We start from the raw sequence: 21,294 nt of genomic DNA, 5'->3' as shown, positions 1-21,294 counted from the left end.
CTACGCTGGGCAGCGGACCGGCCAACCCCTGGTCGAAATCCAATAGCCCGAGCCTCCATCAAACCCAGGGCGATTCATTGAACGTGTCCAGCTCAGTGTTGTACTCGGCGGCGGCCTCCTTCTTGGCCTCCGCCTCGTCCTCGCCCTCGAACAACTCCTTTGCCCGGTCGCGCCATGCGCCGAAGTGATACTCATCGAATATCACCAGATCCCAGTTCGTTTCGTGCAGCCATTCGTTCTTTGGCTTGATATTTCCGGACTTGTCCTTACCCAGCAGGTCTTGGAAGGAGCCGAAGTAGACGATCGGCTTGCTCGGATCAGCGGTGGTGGGATCTTTGCCGGTGGCCTTGGACAGGTACTGCCAGCCGTCGAAATCAGCATGTGATTCGAGGTCATGCTGCCAGGCGTCCTCTACCGCGGGCTTGAACGTCACCACGAGCACCTTGACCGCGCCCAGCTTCTTGGCGAGCTGGTAAGCGGCGAACGTTTTACCGAACCGCATCTTGGCGTTCCACAGAAAGCGTGGAACGGTGTCGGCGTCTTCATCCCAAATCGACTGGTAGTAGGCGTATGTCTTATCGACGGCTGCGGCCTGCTCGGGCCGCATGGCGAATGTCTCGTGGTGGCTGCCCGTGAGTACCTGTCCTGTTCGCAGCTCCGTAATCGCTGTCTGAACGTCGGCGACCGTGCACCTCATCCACTCCAACTCAGGGTTCGCGAAGCCCTTGGCTTTGAGGCGCGCACGAACCTGGTGATCAGTGAAGGTCGAGCCGTCGACACGCTCGGCAGCCTCGTCCAGATGGATGGTGAAGTTCTTAATTGCCGCGGTCTTGAGCTGTTGCTCCACGCGTGTCTTCACATCGTTCGTGGTTTGGCCGATTTTGAGTAGCCCGGCGTGGGCATCGTCCTCGATTGAGTAGGCGTAGATGCGGAGGCGGGCTTCGGGCTTCTCCGGCAGGAGTTCCTCGATGGACTTAGTCATCGGACAGCTCCATCGGCCGAATCATCGACTCGATGAAGGAAATCTCGTCAGGGGTCAGCCCGTATTTGGCGTAAAGCTCACTGTCGGTCCAGTTCCGGTCCCATGACTGCAGCGGAACCCATGAGTACGTTGAGTGGGTTGCGTGCTGGGTGATCTTCCGCAGTGACACCAGGAAGCGGAAGAACCTAGTCGCGTAGTAGGACTTGATGCTCTGCACCTCGTCCTCAGAATCCAGGTAGAAGAACAGGAACGACTGGGTGCAGACCGACGGTGACGGTGCGATGAGCGGGGGGCCAAGGACGAGATCAACACCAGACTTCTCTCGCTCTCTACCCGATCCGGCCGAGGGAACGAGTAGCTTCCACGTATCGATGAGGTGTGCGCTCTTGGTGACGGCACCGCGGGCGATGAATCCGTTGCCCCGCTTCATCGATCGGATGTAGTAGAGGGGCACGTCGCCGGGCTGTTGCACCGTGTGGAAACCGTCGAAGTTGGAGGTCCAGCCGAACTCCTTGTCGCGAGCCAGGATCGTGTTGACCGAGGGTTCGCCCGTCGCAAGGATCTTGCGCAGGATGCTTAGCGCCCGCGCATCTCGAACGAGCACATCGAACTCGTCCAGCGACCGCGCCATCGGGCCTACAACTTCCCCGCCCCGAACTGTCGTGACGTTACAAGCGCCATCGTGGGAAGCGTCCCAAAGGAAGTAGCAGGCGCCCCCGTTGATCCCCACGGACGGGAACACCTCGGCGGCGTTTGGGTAATCGACAAGTTCGCGGATTCGAGTGTCGGCAAGCATTGATTTCCGAAACTCGCCCAGGCCGAGGCCGCCGGCCATCCATCTCGACGGAATGACCATAGCCAGGTACCGAGGCTCAAGTCGTTTCGCTTGCTCTACGAAGTGTTGGTAGATGGGGATGTCTCGCGTTCCGCCATCCGATTGAAGCTGGTAGGGCGGATTGCCAATGATGACGTCGAACTGCATATCTGCTCCGAACAGCTCGGCCATCCGAGCCTTGATGTCGTCGGTGTGGATGAAGGCGTAGGCGTGGGTTTCCAGTCCCTCGCCGCGATTGAGGGCTTTCTGGCTGGCGCCGCAGTACGAGCACCTACCATTGGTGCCGGTGCTGACGGGGTTGCCGTTCTCGTCCGCGGTCTCGACGTACTCGGTGGCCCCTACCCAGGTGTGATTCATAGGCTCGAACCAGATGTGACCACTGTCGCTGCTGAAGGACGTCGCGACTGAATGCTTCCCGTTCGCGAACTTCGAGCAGTACACACTGCGGCGGGCGATCAAGGCCGTCAGATGGGTTGTCCCGATGCCGAATACCTGCTTGGTCAGGATGTGGTCTACCCGCTCGTGCAGGTCTGGGATCTCGTCTTTCAAGCCTTTGACGAGACGTGATGTGATCTCGCGAAGGTAGACCCCTGATTTGGCGAACGGGTCAAGGAAAGTTATGGACTTGTCGGCCCAGATGCTCGCGCCGGCGTTACCCTCCGCCCACGCGTCGGCTACGAGGTCGAGCATTTGGTTCGCGAAGCCGGGTGGTGTGAAAACCTCGTCGTTTGAGAGGTTCGCTATGCAGGTCAATACATCTGGGTTCCGGTTGCGGAGGCTGAAGGCGGCTTGATCAGTCATCAGACGGACCTTGTCTCCCGATGTCGGTGACGGATAGCGTTCCGTAGTCCCTGGTTGGTGTAAAGATCTCATGCTTGCCTGGATCACTGAACAGAGTGTCCTCCTCACGGAAGGACGACATTCTCGTCATGGTGTCGAGGCGGAAGTCACGGCGGTGGAAGCGTCCCTTCCCCAGGTATGACCATTCGGCGAATGTGATCGGCTGCGGCGCCATCGCGCGGGTGTTCATGGACTGTGCGTCTCCGTGAACGATGTTCACCGTCAGCACAGCGGCCGCCGCGGAGTGCCAGATGTCGCCAGCGGCGAGGCCCAGGTCGCCAGCGAAGACAGTCAGCAGGTTGTCGCGACATTCGGCGATGTTGTCGTCGAGCAGTTCGATGCCGTAGATGCACATCAACCCCAGAAGGGCCTGGTGTCGCTTCTCGAACTCACGGTGACCGTACCGGGCGTTTACGGCAGCGAGTTTGCGTCGCAAAACTGGGATGAGGAAGTTGCCGGCGCCGCATGCCGGCTCGAGAAAGCGGGAATCGATGCGTTCCGATTCGCCCTTCACCAGGTCGAGCATGGCGTCGACCAGCCATGGCGGTGTGAACACCTCGCCGTGTTCAGCCACGCGTGCCTTCGACTTCACTAGGTTCACAGCCAGAGCCTATGAGCTAGCTTGGGTCCAGGTGCCAGCGGGACACGACAATCTATGTGAGAGCCGCCAAGGGGTGGGATTGACTGCATCCAGGAAGGCGTCACCGTGCTATTCATCCCCCGCGGAACACTGCCTAGGGGGTCGTACAGCCAGCACAGGCCAGGGAAACGCGGCAACTTAGTCTCCCCCGTGGTTCGGTACGGCTTCTGTTCCGCTCTGCATCCCCGGAAGCGCTGGTGTAGGGCTCACTGGTGTACGCGTGATGATCGGTTCAGGACCAGGCGTGGCTGGCGCCGAATCGAGACCGGACGATGTGGGGGGAGCCTGCCGAACTGTTTCAGTCATGTGCCCGGTTTTTATTTCGTCGATTTTGGTGGGTGTCAGGTTAGCTGCTACTTGAAGCGAAATTGCCGCTACAATCAAGACGAATCCCCCGATTGAATAGAACACCACCATTTTGTCAGTGGATCGGAGGCGCTTTTCCTTCCTGTGGGCCGTGGTCCACTTCAAAGCTAATGGTGGCAGCTCTGGGCTGCCTTCAGAGATCGAATCGGTCAAACCCGCCTTCGGGAGCCACCTGCGCAACTCTGCTTCCAAAATGGAGCCATGCTTGACAGATCCGATGAGTAGCGAATGGTACCAGTATCGATCAACAAAATAAAATGCGTACCACAATACAACGCCGAGAATTAAGACCCCGGTGCCGAGGCTTACTCCGCCGATGACTGTACCGTCTTTTGCTGCGACTGCAGAAGCGCCGAGGGCGAACGTGGCGGCTGTCAACGCTAGGCCTCGGATGCGCCATTCAAGATCGTTGAAATGTTGTTGAACTTCGACGGTCTTTTTCCATAGTTCGACGTACTTTGAAGCCAACTGATCGGAGGTCAGCGGACTGGGGGGTGCCTGGTCCAGATCATTTTTCGAAGAGGTGCTGCTCATTGGTTATCGCTCACTAGTCCAAATACTTGAAGTATATCGGCAAATCCGACATCTAAAATGACCGTTGGTTCTACTTGTGGAGTGTGCATATAGGAGCGCTCACGCTCTACCGTTTCTTCCGGCCAGTGCGAGACTCTGCGCAGTAGCTCGTACTCGGGCCTGGACTGCACGGTTCCGTACTTCGCGTAAGCGTCAAGTACGCCGGCGGATCTGGCCATAGCAACATCCTTCATCAGGCTGTCGCCTACGTATATGGTATCTGCTGGTTCCGCTCCTATGTCGGAAATAATATATTTCAGCACGGCTGGATTCGGTTTGAGTTCATGGCGGGGGATATGTTTATGGATAGTACTGTTCAATCCGTATTCTTCGGGTGGTCGTCGCCTCAGGCTTTCGATCGTCGTCCCCCGAGGTAGATCGTGGTCTGGTGCAGAATACAGCGACCCGATTAGTCCATCGAGCCCCGTGTGTTTTACGCGCCACTCGGTCCAGTATGCAACAGATTCTGTATAGGCTGCAATTGTGACTCCGCGGGCTTTTAGTGTGCGTAGGGTATCTTTTACACCGGGATACAGCTGTGTGGCTTCTAAACGTCTGGAGTTAAGAACATGAACTGCCTCATCATATCGCTCAAGTGGTGTTAGTTCGCCTCCCTGCGATATCAGGCTAGGTAGTTCGTTCAGGAGGTTTGAGTATTCTGACGTTCCTCGAAGTTGGTGTATGGCTCGAATCTCAGGTTCCAGGACATTTGTTGGTATGCCGCTCAGTACAGAAAGCCGATCGAGCATCGGCGCGAAGGAATCGTGCCAGGCCGCGAACCAGTCCCAAAGTGTGTTGTCAAGGTCTGTGATCAAAACGCTCGGAAAATGTTTGTCCCGTGCTTCGGCTGCCATGATGGCATCGTAGACACGGGCAGGGACAAGTAGACGAGGATCGGAAGATGGGGCGTACCCCCTGGGCACGATCTTTCACGTGGGTGTCGTGGCTGCCTCATCGGTCTCGGATTAGGTGCGCGGGCGCTGGTTTGTGACTTGGGTTCGGCGCTGTGCCCAGTCGGCGGGTTCTGCCCGGTCCGTTCGCCCGGGGACGGGTTCTGTCGAGTTCGTGGTGATCGACATCGCCGCACCTGTGCGCGGCCCCGAACGTATTGGAAACATCGAGGAGCGGCGATCGGTGACGACTGCACCAGTCAGGTGCCCAGTTCCAGCTTCGCCCCGGTGCGCCGCATTACCTCGAACGGGTCCAGGTACGTCGCACCGATCGCGGCACAGGCGTCGGGGATCTTCACCCGCTTTCGCGAGTTGGGATCCGGGCGCTCGTGGGTGACCAGGACGTGGTTGTGGCCGCGTGCGTGAGCTACCAGCTGGTAGTCGGCCTGGTTGCCGGCAAACTCCGCGAGTGCGGCCGGAGTGAACGGGCGAGACGCCGCCCACGCGGTGAGCGCCGGGAAATGGGCCGTTGTGGCCTGATCGATCGGCTGGAAGAAGGAGCCGTTCCTCTGCGCCCAGGCCGAGAGTTCATCAGCCCGGCCGACCAGTTCCCTCTTCACTGCGTCGATACTGCCTACCTCGCCGGCGGCATGCGCACCTTCAAGCCACTCCCAGAACCCGGGGGCGATGTCGAAGGCGTAGTAGCGGTTCTTCGCCTCGATGAGAACGTTCGCGTCAACCAGGTACATCAACCGACCCCGATCTCGTCAGCCAGGCGGGCGAAGGTTTCGTGCTTCTTGGTTCCGAGGAGCTGAAAGGCGTCTCGGAAGCTGGTGTCGCCCTGGTAGGTGCTGGTGACCACTGCACGTGCGAACTGGCGGCTCAGGCGCAGCGGTTGGGTGTTGTAGTAATTCCCGCCGGAGTTCTCTCCGCGGCGGCGCTTCGCCAGTTCGACGACGGCCTCCCGCTCTGCCTCGTATCGCTCCCGGTAGTCGTCCCAGCCGAGGAAGCGTGCGTCGAACAGGCGCTTGAGGATCACCAGCGTGCTCACTCGGTAACGACGGGCCAGGCGTGTCAGCTCCTGGGGCGTCGGCTCACCCTGATAATCGCGGCGAAGGGCGGCCAGCGGGACCAGGGTCTCAGCGGCGACCCGATTGCACCACAGCTCCTCGGCGACGCCGTCCCGAGCGACCATCGTGGCATCGGACAGGGCGCTGCCGCCGAGCCAGACATGGGCGAGTTCGTGAATCAGCGTGAAGATCTGCGCCGCCTTGGTGTCGGCCCCGTTGACGAAGATCAGCGGCGCTACCGGGTCGGACAGCGCGAAGCCCCGGAACTCCTCCGGGTCCAGGGCGCGGTGAGTGTCGCCGCCGACAATGCCGTTCACCATCACGAGTACACCGATGGCCTCGATGCGGTCGATAAGCTGCCGCAGCGCATCGTCGGAATTGGTGAACACGGCGCGCTCGGTTAAGTCGAAATCGAGGGCAGCGCGGATCACTCGGGCTGCGTCCGCCGGGGGCGTATCGGCCGTCGCGGAGCCTACGAACTCCAACCGGGGAGCACCATGGTCCCGGGCGTAGTCGCGGTACCACTCTTGCCGGGTCTGACAGATGTAGATCGTGTCCAGCAGATCAGCAGACGGGCGAGGCACCGCCGCGTTGCCGACCGTACGCATGTCCGGGATGGGCACCGGCTCGTTCGGCGGTTCGGGTAGGAACAGAAAGCCGAACGGGGTGTGAGTCGCGTGCGCGAAGCTCTCCAACTGCTTAAGGGTCGGCTGTCGCTCACCGCTGATCCACTCGTCGAGTTTCGGTGCCCGACGTTGCGTAGTTTCGTCATCCCAGCCGGCGCGCTCGACGGCCCATTCGAGGAGGCTGGGGGCAACCTCTACACGAACTACCACGGTGCCCGCCACCTCCTTCCGTGCTTGGTGTCAGTGTGCCGCAGCCGACTCGTCGGGGTGTGTCGACCCTGCCGATGAGACTCAACCGATACGGCCGACTCAGAAGTCTTGGTTCACCCGGCGGAGGATGTTCGCCAGCATGATCACCGAGTCTGCGGAGATCCCGGCCTCCCGCCGCGAAGGTTCCGTGGAGTGCTTCACGCTGTGCGCCAGCTCGATCGTCTTGACCACGACGCCGCGGATCGCCTCGTTGTCCTTCCCCGCCAGGGAGTCCTCGACGTAGCGGCTGATGCGGAGCTTCGTCTTGTCGGGCGACAGTTCGGTCTCCCCGTCGCGCACGTGAACTGCGGGGTCGTACACCGTGCGGCTGGCGGCCTCCAGTACGGCAACGGAGCGGTTTCCCACGTCCCGATAGTCCTGAGTCGTGGCAGCGCAGCGGAAGCGGCGACGCAACTCCGTCAGCTCCACGTCTACCTTCGGCCACCCGGTGTTCGTGTGCGGCGACACCGCCTCGGCGTTCACCGCCCGGAACTGGGCTTCTTCGAGCTTGTCCAGCTGCTGTTGCACCGGGCCGAAAAACTCCTCCAGCTGGACGCGGCGGGCTTGCCAGGAGCCGGAGCACTCGTTCTTGATCCAGTGGGTCTTGAAGCTCTCGAAGTTCCGCCACGGGAAGTCCAACTCGATACCTATGCGGTGAAGCGTCGCCTTCAGAGCGCGCTGCGCAAGCGCGATCTGCTCATTGTCGAGGCGGGTGGCGCCGTCCGTCCCGTACGCCTTCAACTCGTCCCAGACCAAGCCGCTCAGCGCGATCGCCACGTCTAGGTCGTCGACGCCTGCCACCGGCCCGGCCCGCAGTTGATCCAACAGGTCGACGCGCAGCTCGGTGGTCGGCGAGCCCCACCCGTCCGACTCTGTGCTGACGGCGAAGAAGTCGTCTTGGATCATGGTCGCGACGGTACTGCTGTACACCGACATCTACGTCGTTGTAAGCGGGCGCGCCCCCGGCCGACGCGACTCCGAGCGCGTGCTCAACGGGCACTGAGAACCCGATGTGGAGGTGCGCTGACGCGTGACGTCGTGGCTACTTGTCGGAGCTAGCTTTTACTCTTTGAAGGCTGCGGACGGAACGATGTTGGCGTCGAGCGACCTGCTGCTGATGAGAGGGAATGTCAACCGATGGGTAAAGGTGCTCGACTTCGTATGGAGCGCGCCGAGAAGGGCGAGCAGGAAGCCGCTCGACCGATGCGAGGTATCTTCGGCCTGCAGCCGCAGGGTGGACCTTTCGGGGCAGTCCCGCGGTGGAAACAGCCAAGTTCACCTGATGAAGCAATCCGGCAGATGACGCAGTTCATGCAGTCAAGACCGCAGTTGATCGTCTGCGGGCGTCTGGGTTTGAAGCCACTTTCGGAGATGCAACGGCGCGAGTTGCTCGGCGGTATCAACCTTTTCGACGCCCTCGAAACCGTGGCTCGCCTTCAAGGGCAATGGGACATCGCATTCACCACCGATCAGCGCCCGGACATCGTCGAGGCTGAATTCCTCGGCGCGGGTGACGGCGAGGCCTGCCAGCGGGCGCGCAAGAGGGTGACTGAACATCACGATCTACTCGTCTCCCCCCGAGCCACAGCTCAGTTGCAGCGGGAGATCATTGAAAGCGCATCGGTAGAGGAGACCGCTGCGTCGATCGATCGCAACACGCTGGTGCACCTCCTGTTGTCGATCACGTCCGAGCAGAACAGCGTCCCAGGGTTCGCCGGCGACGTGCCGACGTCAGACGAGATCGCCAAGGTCGAACGTGAAATGCCGACGAATAGCATGGAGGAGCTCCTCGAATACGCAAGGAAGTTCATCCCCGACGAGGTCGCGTCGAATCTTTACAACATGCCGGCGAAGTACGAGATGGTGCTGTCGAATACCTACGACTTGTGGTTTGCGCCGTGGGCCGAGAAGTCCAAGACGACCGGCCTCGGCGCAACGCCGGCCGAAGCGTTCAAGATCGGCACCGGCGTCGAGCTGCTAGACCTGCTTCGGCTCGGCCACCGCATCGTCAAGCGCAGCAGCGGCGACCACCAGGTCAGATTCACCCGCGACGAGCTAGTCGCCGACGGCGTATCCGACGCGGCGATCGATTACCTGATCGGCCACATGGCATTGACGCTAGAGGGGTACAGGGAGGCGCTCGCGGCGGACCGCGAAGCCGGCGACATCGCACACCAGCGGTTCACTTTCACGCAGTACCCATTCATCGCCGTCGGCGACAGCGCAATCGTCATGATCCGCCACCAGTGGGCCATGGAACGTCTATGTGGCGCAACGCTGTATCACGAGGCTTGGTACAGCCTGGGTAGTCAGTCGAGGGGGCTCGGCGATCGCTTCAAGAACGCGATGAACGAAGCCTTTGAGATCTTCGTCAGCGGCATCCTGCACCGAATTGCAGCGAAGGGCAAAGGGATACAGAAAATCGTCGACGAGGCGGAGATGCAGGCCGCGTGGACGGAGAAGAAAGACCAGACGCCTTCAGTGTGCGACTGGATGCTGCTAGGCGAGGGTCACTGCGTTGTCATCGACGCCACGAATCACGCAGTGAAGGCTGATGCGGCGCAGGGGTTAGCGACGTTTGACGAGTTTGCCGCCGACATCGACAAGATCTACGTTGAGAGCAAGTTCAAGCAGCTCGTGTCGACCATCGATCTCGCTAAGAAGCACGGCGGCTGGGACGGTGAAGTAGTCAATGACGACACGAATTTCGTTCCACTAGTCGTAATTCCCGATACAGGTGTGCCCGCTGGAATCATCACGAACTTCGACATCATCGAACGCGGCCGCAAAGTCTTCGGGCACCTGCAGCCGCATGTGTACCCGCCAGGGCTGATCACCGTCTCGGACGTTCAACTACTGGAAGGGATGGCCGATTTCGCGCTGAGCTTGCCGCAAAGACCAGGCGACGATCGGAACATGATGAAGTTGCTCGCAGGGTGGCGTCATGCAGTCATATCGCAAGGTGATTCTTCCCTGCAGATCTTCCTGCATCGCCGTGGCCTCCCCCTGCCGCTCAGCAGGCACATCCTGGTTAACAGTCACAAGGTGATGAAGCTGCTCGACGGAAGCTAGACATTGGTGCGGTCGGAGTGGTGGTCATGCGCGGGCAATCGACAACGCCGCTGAGAGTTGCGATGCGAATGCTGGTCCGTCGTTCACGAGCGCGTATCCACCGGCTAGTCCACTCTGCTTGCAGAGGGTCCGTCGTCGTCGCACCCGACGATGCACCACGATGCCGGATTCGCGGTCGCCCCGCGGGACCAGGTACGTGGCCGTGCGCGGCACCACCGCCGTGGGGAAGCGACTAGCCGAGTCGCCGTACACCGCTTGGCTGCGCGACCAGCGCCGCACAATCCGACGAGCAGCCAGGTACGTGTCCTGCGCGACCTCCACGACGGCGACTACCTTCTTGAGTCCGTACACGCCCCAGAACCGGCCGGGACCGCGGCCAGGCCGCCGCCACTGTTCGGGAACGACATGTTGGTATTCCTTGTCGCCATGCAGATTTGGCGATGAGTGCTTGGTGAAATAGATGGCCAGGCGTTTGGGGTCGCAGGCTTTCAGTCCGTTGCGTATGTCGATCGCCGTGCCGGCCAGGCGGTGTCGGGATTCCTGCTCCGGGTCGGGGTGATCGACCACCTGCGCCCACGCTTCGGACAGCCATTGAGCGAAAGCGCGACCCGAGCGGCCTGGTGACATCGGCGGTGCCATCCACAGGTGAATGTGAGGTGCGCCGCGTCGTTGAAATTCCAGTTTCCAGATGCACCGGACCGGCTCGCCGTATTCCCGCTGAAACCGTTTGCGCAACAACACCATGTGTCGTTTCACGCTGGCCCCGTCCGGAGCGACGGGCTCCCAGTCGCCGGGATAGGTCAGGGTAACCATCGCCGGTACCCGCCCAGATTCCACCAACGGTCTGTAGTCGAGTTCGGCGAAGGTGCGGCACATCGCAGCACGCGATTTCCGCGACCACTCGGTGATCGAACGGCCAGGCGGGTCAGCGTCGTCCCGGCTGGACTTGATGCGATCTTCTTCGACCGCTACGTCGAACCGGCGCCGGTCCACATGGCGTTCGGCTGATCTTTCAGCGCGGACCGGATTGCCCCAGCTCAGGCGGACTACGCCGGGGCCGACGGTGATCCGGAAGCGGCCGGATTCCGGTTCCACTCCACGCAGATCGCGACCAGCAGCCCAGGGCTCGGCCTGGTCGAATAACGCTGCCGCCGAGGCGACCATTTCGGGGCTGGGGAACCGCAGCCTCAGAGCATCGGCGGCCGACCAGTCCGCGCCGACATCGTCCTCGGCGGCGTCGCGGACACTTTTGGGACATATAACAAGCCCGGGAGTCCCAGCCGGAACACGACCTACGCCGCTCCCGCCTCCCGGCCGGCAGTCGCGCCCCGCGGCCTGGCGGCCTCGGGCGCTCGCGGCCTCCCGGCGTCCGCGGCTACGGCCGTGTTCCGGCTGGCCGTTCGGGTGGTGGCTGGCCAAACGATGGACCGCTGCCCCGTGGTGGCTGTTGTGCCCGCCGGTCGATCTGGTGACTCTGGGCATCCGGTGCCTGCTCCCCGGGAGCCCGCTGCGGGCGTCACGAAGTGACGAGCCGTCGGGGAATCCCTGGTCGGGAGTGCAAGCACCGTGTCCGGTTTATGTCCGTTCGCCGGACAGCTTGAGTACGTCAGCGCAGCTCAATGCGGCGCATAGCACGCACAGAAGCAGATAAACCGCAGGTCAGTGGCTGTCTTGCCCGCCTGAAAAGCGGAAGGTCGCCGGTTCGATCCCGGCCCTGGCCACTAGATCTCATCCTGCTCGGTCGGCCGGGATCAGGTTCCGCAGGCGGCCTCACGTTGTCGCCGGGCGGAGCGCAGAATCGAGCTTGCGGTCAGGCACACGGGTTTGTTCTGGTCCGCCGCCTCGATAGGCAGGTTCGCGGCGCAGCGCATCACCATCATGGCCAGCGCGCTGTGTGTCGCATACGAGATCACCAATAGGTTCACGCACGCCTGCGTGCCGCTGACGGTCATCACGTGTTGGCGTTTTCCTTCCCATCCCGGCCAGTTGAGGTCCGGTGGTCGCTGCAGCGGGGACCAGTTGACGTTGATGCCGGTGATCTCACCGAGCCGAGGCGTCAACACCGCGACGAGCCCGGGTAATTCACGGGTGATGCGATCGGCGCGTGGCCACCAGGCGCCGTCGATGTCGCCGCCGAGCTCGCGAGCCACCGTGAGCCGGATGGGGCGGGCCTGGCGGGTGCCGCCGATCGGGTGGATCATCGCGGCTGCTCCTGCTGACGCCACTGTTCACAATTCACGGGGATTCCTTCACGATTCGTTTGGCCCGCGGGTGGGGCCAGGCGGAAGAAACACGATTGCCCGTGGGGTCGCCCGTGGCGAATCTGGGTAGACCACCCGCTGACAATGAAGAGGCTCATCCTCGACCGTACGCGCTCGGCAGCGTTTCGGGGGCGGTTCGCCGGCCGGCGGACCTTAGACTGAGCCGCTGTGCACCGTGCATCCTCTCGGCGAACGGCTGCGATCGTCGGTACCGCCGTGATCGCCTCCATCGGCTTGCCGACCAGCGCCGCGGCCGGTGACCAGATTCTGCTCGGCGGCGGTGCGGCGATCGTGCTCCATGACGACACGCTGTGCACGCTGACCGCCATGGGCCACGACAGCGACGGTCGGCTGATCGGTTTCACGTCAGCCCACTGCGGCGGGCCGGGCTCTGACGTTGTCGCAGAGGGCGCCGAAGAGCGCGGGACGGTGGGCACGGTGGTGGCCGCCGATGACGCTCTGGGCTACGCGGTGATCGAGTTCGATCCGGTCAAGGTAAAGCCGATCGCCGACTACGAAGGGTTCGGAATATTCGGTATCGGGCCCCCGGAGCCCGAACCCGCCAATCCGGAGTTTGCCGGCCCGGAGCCCGCCCCCGAACCTGCCGGCCCAACACCCGCCGCGACAGAAGCCGCCGTGCCGGAACCGGCCGCCGCCAAGCAGGCGTGCAAGCTCGGCCAGGGCACCGGCCTGAATTGCTACGACATCGGGCCCGACGGGGTGAACACCACCGCTGAACAGTGGTGGCAACCCGGGGATGACGGCTCACCGATCACCATCGACAACCTGATCGTCGGCATGGTCCGCGACGGCTCCACCCCGGTCGCCCCGCCGGACCAGTCGGGGCCGGGGATCGTGATGTTCAAGGAGGTCCTCGCCGACGTCAACGCCAAGGGTGGTCCCGGCGCCGGGTTCGGCCTCGGCTAAAAGCTCACGGCCGCAACGTCTCCGGGCAGAGCTCGGACTGCGCGGCGGCGATCTGGACGTCGGCTGCCTCGGGGCTGTAGTAGAAGGTGTTGGTCAGCTGGCGCACCAGGTCGCCCGGCGAAATCCCGGCCCGGTAGGTCCCGGTGTGGCCGTACATCCGCAACTGGGCGCAGATGTAGTGCCCCGAGGTCACCTTGACGTGATCGGCGATCGGGATCGGCACCGGCGACGCGTTGACCTTCGCCAGATAGCTGGCGTCGTCGGCGTGAGCGGCGGGGGCGGCGGCCAATGCCGCGGCGGCCAGCAGGGGCGCGGCGATGCGCGCGGTCACATGCATGACCTCCATCGTGCCACCGCCGCCCGGTTAGCCGTGACAACTCCGACCGGCCCGAATTCCCCGCGCGCCACCGCACGGCTGGCTATCGTTGCCAGCCATGGCAGTCAAGGATTCCCGCGAAGTGGTCATCGAGGCCAGCCCGGAGGAGATCTTCGATGTCCTCGCCGACGTCGAGTCCGTCCCGTCCTGGTCCCCGCAGTACCAGTCCGCCGAGGTGCTCGACACCTATGACGACGGCCGCCCGCGCCGAGTGCGGATGAGAATCAAGGCGGCCGGTCTCACCGACGAGCAGGTCGTCGAATACAGCTGGACCGCCGACAGTGTCGGCTGGACGCTGGTGTCGGCCGGCCAGCTCAAGGCGCAGGACGCCAAGTACACGCTGACTCCGCAGGGCGAGGCGACCAAGGTCCGCTTCGACATGGCCGTCGACCCGTCGATCCCGATCCCGGGATTCCTGCTCAAGAACACCCTCAAGGGCGGCATGAAGACCGCCACCGACGGCCTGCGCACCCAGGTGCTCAAGGTCAAAAAGGGCCACTGACTTCGGTTCGGTGAAACCCAGCCGGGGGCTGGCCACCCGGCTAGGCTCGGGGTAGTGGCTGTTCGAGCATCGCGGGAAATTGTGATTGAGGCGCCGCCGGAGAAAATCCTCGACGCCCTGGCCGACGTGGCCGACTTGGCGTCCTGGTCGCCGGTGCACAAGCGGGTGGAAATTCTTGACACCTACGAGGACGGCCGTCCCCACCACGTCCGCGCCACCATCAAGGTTCTGGGACTGGTGGACAAGGAGATTCTGGAATACCACTGGGGCCCGGACTGGATGGTCTGGGATGCCAAAGCCACGGCGCAGCAGCGCGCCCAACACGTCGAGTACACCCTGACCCGGGAAGGCCCGGACAGCACCCGGGTCCGCTTCGACATCACCGTCGAACCGGCCGGGCCGATTCCGGCGTTTCTGGTCCGGCGCGCCAGCAAGGTGGTGCTGGCCACCGCCACCGAGCGGCTGCGTGAGCGGGTGATGGGCGACGGGCCCCCTAGCGGGTCGTGATCGGCCCGTCCCGCAGCACCCCCAGGCGACGGATCGCTTCATCGAGGGTGTCCTCACGTTTGACAAAAGTGAAGCGCACCAAGTGATTCCAGACCTCGGGCGCGGTGGCCTCGGCCGCGGGCACGCAGAACGCCGACAGCGGGATTGCGGCCACCCCGGCCCGATGCGGCAGTTCGGCGCAGAACGCGGTGCTGTCGTCGTAGCCCAGCGGCCGCGGATCGGCGCACAGGAAATAGGTGCCGAAACTGTCGTGCACCTCGAAGCCGATGTGCGCCAGCCCCGCGGCGAGCCGGTCCCGGCGTGCCTGCATCGTCGCGCGCAGTGACGCCACCCAGGCGTCCTCGGTGTTGAGCGCCAACGCCACCGCCGGCTGGAACGGCGCCCCGCCGACATAGCTCAGGTACTGCTTGGCGGCCCGCACCCCGGCCAGCAGCTGCGCCGGCCCGCAGGCCCAGCCGATCTTCCAGCCGGTGCAGTTGAACATCTTGGCCGCGCTGGAGATGGTGACGGTGCGCTGCGCCATGCCCTCGAAGCCGGCCAGCGGCAGGTGGGTCCGCCCGGCAAAGACCAGGTGCTCGTAGACCTCGTCGGCGATGACCAGCAGATCGGCCTCCACCGCGATCCGGGCGATCGCCGCCAGCTCCGACTCGGTGAACACCGTGCCGGTCGGGTTGTGCGGTGAGTTGATGATCAGCGCGCGGGTTGCCGGCGTGACGGCGCGCCGCAGTGCGTCGACGTCCAACGCGAAGCCGCGGCCGTCGGGAACCAGTGACACGCTGACCCGCCGCGCCCCGGCCATGGCGACCACCGGCGAATAGGAGTCGTAGAACGGCTCGACCAGCAGCACCTCCGAGCCCGGCTCGACCAGGCCGAGCACCGCGGCGGCGATGGCCTCGGTGGCCCCGACCGTCACCAGGACTTCGGTGTCCGGGTCGTAGTCGATCCCGAAGTGCCGGCGGCGCTGGCCGGCGACGGCCTCGCGCAGCGCGGGGATCCCGAGACCGGGTGGGTACTGGTTGATGCCGTCGGCGATCGCGGCCCGGGCGGCCTCCAGCATGGCCGGCGGCCCGTCCTCGTCGGGAAAGCCCTGACCGAGGTTGACCGCGCCGATCCGTGCGGCCAGCGCCGACATCTCCGCGAAGATCGTGGTGGCATAGGGCCGTAACCGCGACACCGTCATAACCGGCCAGCTTAAGAGCTGCGCGGTCTCAGTCCGCGGAACGCCGGCCGAAGCCCTCCAGGACGTTCCAGGACCGGCTGCCTTTGACCAGATGAAGGTAGTAGGCATAGTTAGCGGTGGTCATGGCCGCGGCCGCGAGCCCGATGCCGACCGCCCGAGCGATCTGGTCACTGAGGTCCAGGGTCACACCGACGGTGGCCAGCGCAACGGCCACCGCGGCCCACGTCAGCCCCTTGCGCCACATGCCCTTGACGAAGAAGTAGAACGGGAAGAACACGAACGCCCAGAAGTTCGAGTTGATGCGGATCCGGTCGCGCCACGGCAGCGCCCGGATCGCGTCGCGCCCCTCCGGAGACGACGACGGCAACCCGTAGGCATCGAAGAACGCAAAGCGCTGCCGCCAGGACGGGGACAGCTGCGCGGGAGCATCGGCGTCGGTCATGAAGCCGCAGTGTATCGGCACGTCGCCGGGCGTTGTGCCGCCAGCGGACGCTGCCCAACCATCCGGTTGATAGGCCACCCTGTTAGGGTGGGAAGCAGAGGTCTACGCTCCCAGCAGACGAAATCGCACAATCCGCATCGAACACTGAAGAGGAACTCCAGTCATGTCCGAAGAAGCCTTCATCTACGAGGCCATTCGCACCCCGCGCGGCAAGCAGCGCAACGGGGCGCTGAACGAGATCAAGCCGGTCAGCCTGGCCGTCGGCCTGGTCAACGAGCTGCGCAGCCGTTACCCGGATCTGGACGTCAACCAGATCAGCGACTCCGTGTTCGGCGTGGTGTCGCCGGTCGGCGACCAGGGCGGCGACATCGCGCGCACCGCGATGCTGGCCGCCGGCATGCCCGAGACCACCGGTGGCGTCCAGCTCAACCGGTTCTGCGCCTCCGGCCTGGAGGCCATCAACACCGCCGCCGCCAAGGTCAAGGCCGGGTTCGACGACCTGGTGCTCGCCGGCGGCGTGGAGTCGATGAGCCGCGTCCCGATGGGCTCCGACGGCGGCGCCTGGGCCAGCGACCCCGACACCAACTACCAGATCGGCTTCGTGCCGCAGGGCATCGGCGCCGACCTGATCGCCACCATCGAAGGCTTCTCGCGTGAGGACGTCGACCGCTACGCGGCACGCTCCCAGGAACTGGCGGCCGCGGCCTGGTCGGGCGGCTACTTCGCCAAGTCCGTGGTCCCGGTGCGCGACCAGAACGGCCTGGTCGTTCTCGACCACGACGAGCACATGCGGCCCGGTACGACGGTCGAGAGCCTGGGCAAGCTCAAGACCGCGTTCGACGGCATCGGCGCGATGGGCGGCTTCGACGACGTGGCGCTGCAGAAGTACCACTTCGTCGAGAAGATCAACCACGTCCACACCGGCGGCAACAGCTCCGGCATCGTCGACGGTGCCGCGCTGGTGCTGGTCGGCAGCGAAAAGGCCGGCAAGGAGCAGGGGCTGACCCCGCGGGCCCGCATCGTGGCCGCGGCCACGTCCGGCGCCGACCCGGTCATCATGCTCACCGGGCCGACCCCGGCAACCCAGCGGGTGCTCGACCGCGCCGGGCTGACCGTCGACGACATCGACCTGTTCGAGCTCAACGAGGCGTTCGCCTCGGTGGTGCTGAAGTTCCAGAAGGACCTCAACATTCCGGATGAGAAGCTCAACGTCAACGGTGGCGCCATCGCGATGGGCCACCCGCTGGGCGCCACCGGCGCGATGATCACCGGCACCATGGTCGACGAACTGGAGCGCCGGGGTGCCCGTCGCGCTCTGATCACACTCTGCATCGGCGGTGGCATGGGTGTTGCCACCATCATCGAGCGCGTCTGAGAGGGTTTTCAAAAATGGCAGAGAACACCATCAAGTGGGACAAGGACGCTGACGGCATCGTCACGCTGACCCTGGACGACCCGACCGGGTCGGCCAACGTGATGAACGAGCACTACCGCGAGTCCATGCACAACGCAGTGGAACGCCTTGTGGCGGAGAAGGATTCGATCACCGGTGTGGTCATCACCAGCGCGAAGAAGACCTTCTTCGCCGGTGGCGACCTCAAGGCGATGATCCACGTCGGCCCGGACGACGCCCAGGCCGTGTTCGAGCAGTGCGAGGGCATCAAGGCCGACCTGCGGGCCCTGGAGACCCTGGGCAAGCCCGTCGTCGCGGCCATCAACGGTGCCGCGCTCGGCGGCGGCCTGGAGATCGCGCTGGCGTGTCACCACCGGATCGCCGCCGACGCCAAGGGCAGCCAGCTCGGCCTGCCCGAGGTCACCCTGGGCCTGCTGCCCGGTGGTGGCGGTGTCGCCCGCACGGTGCGCATGCTGGGCATCCAGAACGCCTTCATGAACGTGCTGGCCCAGGGCACCCGATTCAAGCCGGCCAAGGCCAAGGAGATCGGCCTGGTCGACGAGGTGCTGCCGACCGTCGAAGAGCTGGTGCCGGCCGCCAAGGCCTGGATCAAGGCCAACCCGGATGCCCACACCCAGCCGTGGGACGCCAAGGGCTACAAGATGCCCGGCGGCACCCCGTCCACCCCGGCTTTGGCGGCGATTCTGCCGTCGTTCCCGGCCCTGCTGCGCAAGCAGCTCAAGGGGGCCAACATGCCGGCGCCGCGGGCGATCCTGGCCGCCGCGGTCGAGGGCGCGGCGGTGGACTTCGACACCGCCACCCGCATCGAGAGCCGCTACTTCGTCTCGCTGGTCACCGGCCAGGTCGCCAAGAACATGATCCAGGCGTTCTTCCTCGACCTGCAGCACATCAACGGCGGCGGCAGCCGGCCCGACGGCATCGGCCAGACCCCGATCAAGAAGATCGGTGTGCTCGGTGCCGGAATGATGGGCGCCGGCATCGCCTACGTGTCGGCCAAGGCCGGCTTCGACGTGGTGCTCAAGGACGTCAGCCTGGAGGCGGCGCAGAAGGGCAAGGGCTATTCGGAGAAGCTGGAGGCCAAGGCGCTCGAGCGTGGCCGCACCACCGCGGAGAAGTCGAAGGCGCTGCTGGACAAGATCACTCCGACCGGCGACCCGGCCGACCTCAAGGGCGTCGACTTCGTGATCGAGGCGGTGTTTGAGAACCAGGACCTCAAGCACAAGGTCTTCCAGGAGATCGAGGACATCGTCGAGCCCAACGCGCTGCTGGGGTCGAACACCTCCACGCTGCCGATCACCGGTCTGGCGACCGGCGTGAAGCGCCAGGAGGACTTCATCGGCATCCACTTCTTCTCGCCGGTCGACAAGATGCCACTGGTGGAGATCATCAAGGGTGAGAAGACCTCCGACGAGGCGCTGGCCCGGGTGTTCGACTACGTGCTGGCGATCAAGAAGACCCCGATTGTGGTCAACGACAGCCGCGGCTTCTACACCTCGCGGGTGATCGGCACCTTCGTCAACGAGGCGCTGATGATGCTCGGTGAGGGCGTGGAGCCGGCCAGCATCGAGCAGGCCGGTCTGCAGGCCGGCTACCCGGCCGCTCCGCTGCAGCTCTGCGACGAGCTCAACCTGGAGCTGATGCAGAAGATCGCCCTCGCCACCCGCGAAGGCATCGAGGCGGCCGGTGGCACCTACGAGAAGCAGATGAACGAGACGGTCGTCGACAAGATGATCGAGCTCGGCCGACCCTCGCGTCTCAAGGGCGCCGGCTTCTACGAGTACGTCGACGGCAAGCGTGCCGGTCTGTGGCCGGGTCTGCGGGAGACGTTCAACTCGGGCAGCTCCACCCCGCCGCTGCAGGACATGATCGACCGGATGCTGTTCGCCGAGGCGCTGGAGACCCAGAAGTGCCTCGACGAGGGCGTGCTGACCTCGACCGCCGACGCCAACATCGGCGCGATCATGGGCATCGGCTTCCCGCCGTGGACCGGCGGAACCGCGCAGTTCATCGTCGGTTATGAGGGCCCGCACGGCGTGGGCAAGGACGCCTTCGTGGCGCGGGCCAAGGAGCTGGCCGCCAAGTACGGCGACCGGTTCACCCCGCCCAAGTCACTGCTGTAGTTAGGCTGGCAGACGTGACATCCCCCGAACCTTCATGGCTTCGGGGGATTTCGCGTCTGTTGGACTATCGGGTGAATGTGAGCATCGCCAAGCTGCTGGAGACGGCGCTGTGGCTGGGCCTGATCTACGTGATCATCGGGGTGGTGTGCCTGTTCCTGCGCCCCGACGGTGTGGAACTTTTGCAGACCAGGGCCGAGCAGCAGTTCGGCATACCGCCCCACAGCATCTACGAGGTGGCGACGGTGGCCGGGGTGATGCTGTGGCCGCTGATGATGTTGCTGCCCAGCGCCTGCGGGAGCTGACCGGTCAGGCCCGGCGCGCCAACAGGTAATGGCGCACCGGCTGGCCGCCGTTGGCCGGCAGATAGTTCGGCTCGTCGCCGGAGGCCACCAACTCCCACTCCGGGGCGAAAAGCCGGGTGATCTCGGACTGGTCGATACCGCGGACACCGAACAACGCACCGGGGGTGAACGCGACGATCAGCAGCTGCGAGTCCGGTCCGGTCACCGCGCTGACCTGCCGGACATAGACCGCGCGATCGTGATCGTTCATCCCGTGCAGGCAACCGCTGTCGGTCACCAGCGTGAAGTCATCACCGAGACCGGCCGAGGCGAGTTGGGCGATGTCGGCGCAGATGAACCGCACCGACACCTTTCCGGCCTGGGCTTTGGCCCGCGCAATGCGCAGCGCCCGCGGGGCGAAATCCACTCCGGTGACCCGCCATCCGTTCTGCGCCAGGTAGATCGAGTTGTCCCCGGTGCCGCAGCCGAGATCCAGCGCGGTGCTCGGCGACAACGCCACACCCGGGTCGCTCTCCACCAGGTTGCGCAGTCCGCGGGCCAGGGCGTGGCCGTCCCACGGAGTAAAGCCGAGCCGATACATCCCCCGAAACAGCAGCCGCCTGCCCCCCATAGCGTCTAGATGGCTCCCAGATCAGCGGAGAGCCAGTGCTCGGGGCGCAGATAGATGGCCACGTGCTCGCCCAGTTCGGTCAGCGCGTACTGGACGAACTTCTCGGCCCGGTCGGGAGGAAGGTAGCGGTGGGCCAGTTCGGTCTGCTGCTCGTCGGTGCCGGGTTCGATGCGGCTGACGGCACCGTCGACGGCGACGTAGCGCACGGTCGGCTCGGCTTGCTCCACCATGATCGAGAAACAGCCGGCGGCCTCGATGAGCCGCTTCTTGCGTGACTCGGCGCCGGTGAGCACCCACAGCTCACCGCCCGGGGTGTACTGATACCAGATCGGCACCGTCAGCGGGCCCCGGCCGGGTCCTGCGCTCACCGACAGCGCCGCGATGTGCGGCTCGGCCAAAAACTGCTCGCGTGCGTCCTTGGATAGGGCCATGTGTTTCTCCTATGTCAAGCCGCTGCCGTTTGGCAAGGGCTTTGTTGGGTTTGTTTGTCGGTTCGCATGCGGCCGAAGA

22 protein-coding genes are annotated in these 21,294 nt (G+C 64.2%); 7 read left to right on the top strand and 15 right to left on the bottom strand.

The features are described from left to right. Positions 1-58: 58 nt before the first annotated feature. The 8 genes from BST28_RS21570 to BST28_RS21535 all read right to left on the bottom strand — a co-directional run bounded on the left by BST28_RS21570 (position 59) and on the right by BST28_RS21535 (position 7,977). Positions 59-982, bottom strand: coding sequence for a GIY-YIG nuclease family protein (locus tag BST28_RS21570; RefSeq protein ID WP_083083008.1), 924 nt, complete (start codon positions 980-982; stop codon positions 59-61). Further along, a complete protein-coding gene (locus tag BST28_RS21565; RefSeq protein WP_052537922.1) occupies positions 975-2,618 on the bottom strand; it encodes an Eco57I restriction-modification methylase domain-containing protein in 1,644 nt (547 codons plus the stop codon). Before BST28_RS21565 ends, BST28_RS21570 begins: the two co-directional genes overlap by 8 nt. Beyond that, positions 2,611-3,258: a DNA methyltransferase family protein gene (locus BST28_RS21560; protein WP_052537921.1), complete on the bottom strand. Its 648-nt coding sequence runs from the start codon at positions 3,256-3,258 to the stop codon at positions 2,611-2,613. Before BST28_RS21560 ends, BST28_RS21565 begins: the two co-directional genes overlap by 8 nt. Before the next feature lie 177 nt (positions 3,259-3,435). Next, the gene (gene misC / locus BST28_RS21555) at positions 3,436-4,197 is read right to left on the bottom strand and encodes a Metis abortive infection pore-forming effector MisC (protein ID WP_174479888.1); all 762 of its coding nucleotides are present in this window, start codon (positions 4,195-4,197) and stop codon (positions 3,436-3,438) included. After that, positions 4,194-5,090, bottom strand: a complete 897-nt coding sequence (gene misB, locus BST28_RS21550) for a N6-methyl-deoxyadenosine monophosphate phosphatase MisB (protein WP_074303674.1) — start codon at positions 5,088-5,090, stop codon at positions 4,194-4,196. The genes misC and misB overlap by 4 nt, the downstream gene beginning before the upstream one ends. A 296-nt stretch (positions 5,091-5,386) precedes the next feature. Next, the gene (locus BST28_RS21545; RefSeq protein ID WP_052537920.1) at positions 5,387-5,875 is read right to left on the bottom strand and encodes a DUF4411 family protein; all 489 of its coding nucleotides are present in this window, start codon (positions 5,873-5,875) and stop codon (positions 5,387-5,389) included. Next, entirely contained in the window at positions 5,875-7,044 is a 1,170-nt protein-coding gene (locus BST28_RS21540) for an ImmA/IrrE family metallo-endopeptidase (RefSeq protein ID WP_234808369.1), read from the bottom strand. The genes BST28_RS21545 and BST28_RS21540 overlap by 1 nt, the downstream gene beginning before the upstream one ends. Positions 7,045-7,131: 87 nt before the next feature. Beyond that, the gene (locus BST28_RS21535) at positions 7,132-7,977 is read right to left on the bottom strand and encodes a hypothetical protein (RefSeq protein WP_052537931.1); all 846 of its coding nucleotides are present in this window, start codon (positions 7,975-7,977) and stop codon (positions 7,132-7,134) included. Positions 7,978-8,232: 255 nt separating this feature from the next. Between BST28_RS21535 and BST28_RS21530 the strand changes: the two genes are divergently transcribed. Then, positions 8,233-10,143: a hypothetical protein gene (locus tag BST28_RS21530; RefSeq protein ID WP_234808368.1), complete on the top strand. Its 1,911-nt coding sequence runs from the start codon at positions 8,233-8,235 to the stop codon at positions 10,141-10,143. A gap of 24 nt (positions 10,144-10,167) precedes the next feature. Here BST28_RS21530 and BST28_RS21525 read toward each other — a convergent pair whose 3' ends face one another. Continuing rightward, positions 10,168-11,307, bottom strand: a complete 1,140-nt coding sequence (locus BST28_RS21525; RefSeq protein ID WP_234808367.1) for a rolling circle replication-associated protein — start codon at positions 11,305-11,307, stop codon at positions 10,168-10,170. 587 nt (positions 11,308-11,894) lie between these two features. Then, positions 11,895-12,344, bottom strand: coding sequence for a DUF5994 family protein (locus tag BST28_RS21515; RefSeq protein WP_083083006.1), 450 nt, complete (start codon positions 12,342-12,344; stop codon positions 11,895-11,897). A gap of 228 nt (positions 12,345-12,572) precedes the next feature. Here BST28_RS21515 and BST28_RS24270 point away from each other — a divergent pair, with 228 nt between their 5' ends. Continuing rightward, positions 12,573-13,331, top strand: coding sequence for a chymotrypsin family serine protease (locus BST28_RS24270; protein WP_420093453.1), 759 nt, complete (start codon positions 12,573-12,575; stop codon positions 13,329-13,331). Positions 13,332-13,335: 4 nt separating this feature from the next. Here the strand turns inward: BST28_RS24270 and BST28_RS21505 are convergent, their stop codons facing one another. Next, positions 13,336-13,677 (bottom strand): DUF732 domain-containing protein, encoded by a 342-nt coding sequence (locus BST28_RS21505; protein WP_083083004.1) that lies wholly within the window; start codon positions 13,675-13,677, stop codon positions 13,336-13,338. A gap of 88 nt (positions 13,678-13,765) precedes the next feature. On the opposite strand from BST28_RS21505, the gene BST28_RS21500 reads away from it, so the two are divergent. Together BST28_RS21500 and BST28_RS21495 are read left to right on the top strand one after the other, a co-directional pair. Then, on the top strand, positions 13,766-14,209 hold the full coding sequence (locus BST28_RS21500; protein ID WP_019738696.1) for an SRPBCC family protein: 444 nt from the start codon (positions 13,766-13,768) through the stop codon (positions 14,207-14,209). Positions 14,210-14,263: 54 nt separating this feature from the next. Then, complete coding sequence (locus BST28_RS21495; protein ID WP_083083002.1) at positions 14,264-14,716, top strand: SRPBCC family protein; 453 nt, start codon at positions 14,264-14,266, stop codon at positions 14,714-14,716. Here the strand turns inward: BST28_RS21495 and BST28_RS21490 are convergent. Beyond that, entirely contained in the window at positions 14,703-15,896 is a 1,194-nt protein-coding gene (locus BST28_RS21490) for a pyridoxal phosphate-dependent aminotransferase (RefSeq protein WP_083083000.1), read from the bottom strand. The two genes, BST28_RS21495 and BST28_RS21490, sit on opposite strands and share 14 nt — an antisense overlap. 28 nt (positions 15,897-15,924) lie before the next feature. Beyond that, positions 15,925-16,338, bottom strand: coding sequence for a DUF2628 domain-containing protein (locus BST28_RS21485; RefSeq protein WP_083082998.1), 414 nt, complete (start codon positions 16,336-16,338; stop codon positions 15,925-15,927). A gap of 163 nt (positions 16,339-16,501) precedes the next feature. On the opposite strand from BST28_RS21485, the gene BST28_RS21480 reads away from it, so the two are divergent. The 3 genes from BST28_RS21480 to BST28_RS21470 all read left to right on the top strand — a co-directional run bounded on the left by BST28_RS21480 (position 16,502) and on the right by BST28_RS21470 (position 20,174). After that, positions 16,502-17,713, top strand: a complete 1,212-nt coding sequence (locus BST28_RS21480) for an acetyl-CoA C-acetyltransferase (protein WP_019737304.1) — start codon at positions 16,502-16,504, stop codon at positions 17,711-17,713. A 14-nt stretch (positions 17,714-17,727) separates the two neighbouring features. Continuing rightward, positions 17,728-19,872: a 3-hydroxyacyl-CoA dehydrogenase NAD-binding domain-containing protein gene (locus BST28_RS21475; protein WP_019737303.1), complete on the top strand. Its 2,145-nt coding sequence runs from the start codon at positions 17,728-17,730 to the stop codon at positions 19,870-19,872. Positions 19,873-19,949: 77 nt separating this feature from the next. Then, the gene (locus BST28_RS21470) at positions 19,950-20,174 is read left to right on the top strand and encodes a hypothetical protein (protein ID WP_083083010.1); all 225 of its coding nucleotides are present in this window, start codon (positions 19,950-19,952) and stop codon (positions 20,172-20,174) included. Between the two features lie 4 nt (positions 20,175-20,178). Here the strand turns inward: BST28_RS21470 and BST28_RS21465 are convergent, their stop codons facing one another. After that, a complete protein-coding gene (locus BST28_RS21465) occupies positions 20,179-20,784 on the bottom strand; it encodes a class I SAM-dependent methyltransferase (RefSeq protein ID WP_083082996.1) in 606 nt (201 codons plus the stop codon). Positions 20,785-20,789: 5 nt separating this feature from the next. Beyond that, the gene (locus tag BST28_RS21460) at positions 20,790-21,215 is read right to left on the bottom strand and encodes a pyridoxamine 5'-phosphate oxidase family protein (protein ID WP_083082994.1); all 426 of its coding nucleotides are present in this window, start codon (positions 21,213-21,215) and stop codon (positions 20,790-20,792) included. Positions 21,216-21,294 lie beyond the last annotated feature (79 nt).

Origin of the sequence: Mycolicibacter kumamotonensis, from assembly GCF_002086285.1 — a bacterium.
Classification (GTDB): domain Bacteria; phylum Actinomycetota; class Actinomycetes; order Mycobacteriales; family Mycobacteriaceae; genus Mycobacterium; species Mycobacterium kumamotonense.
This window is presented reverse-complemented; position numbering and strand designations above follow the sequence as displayed.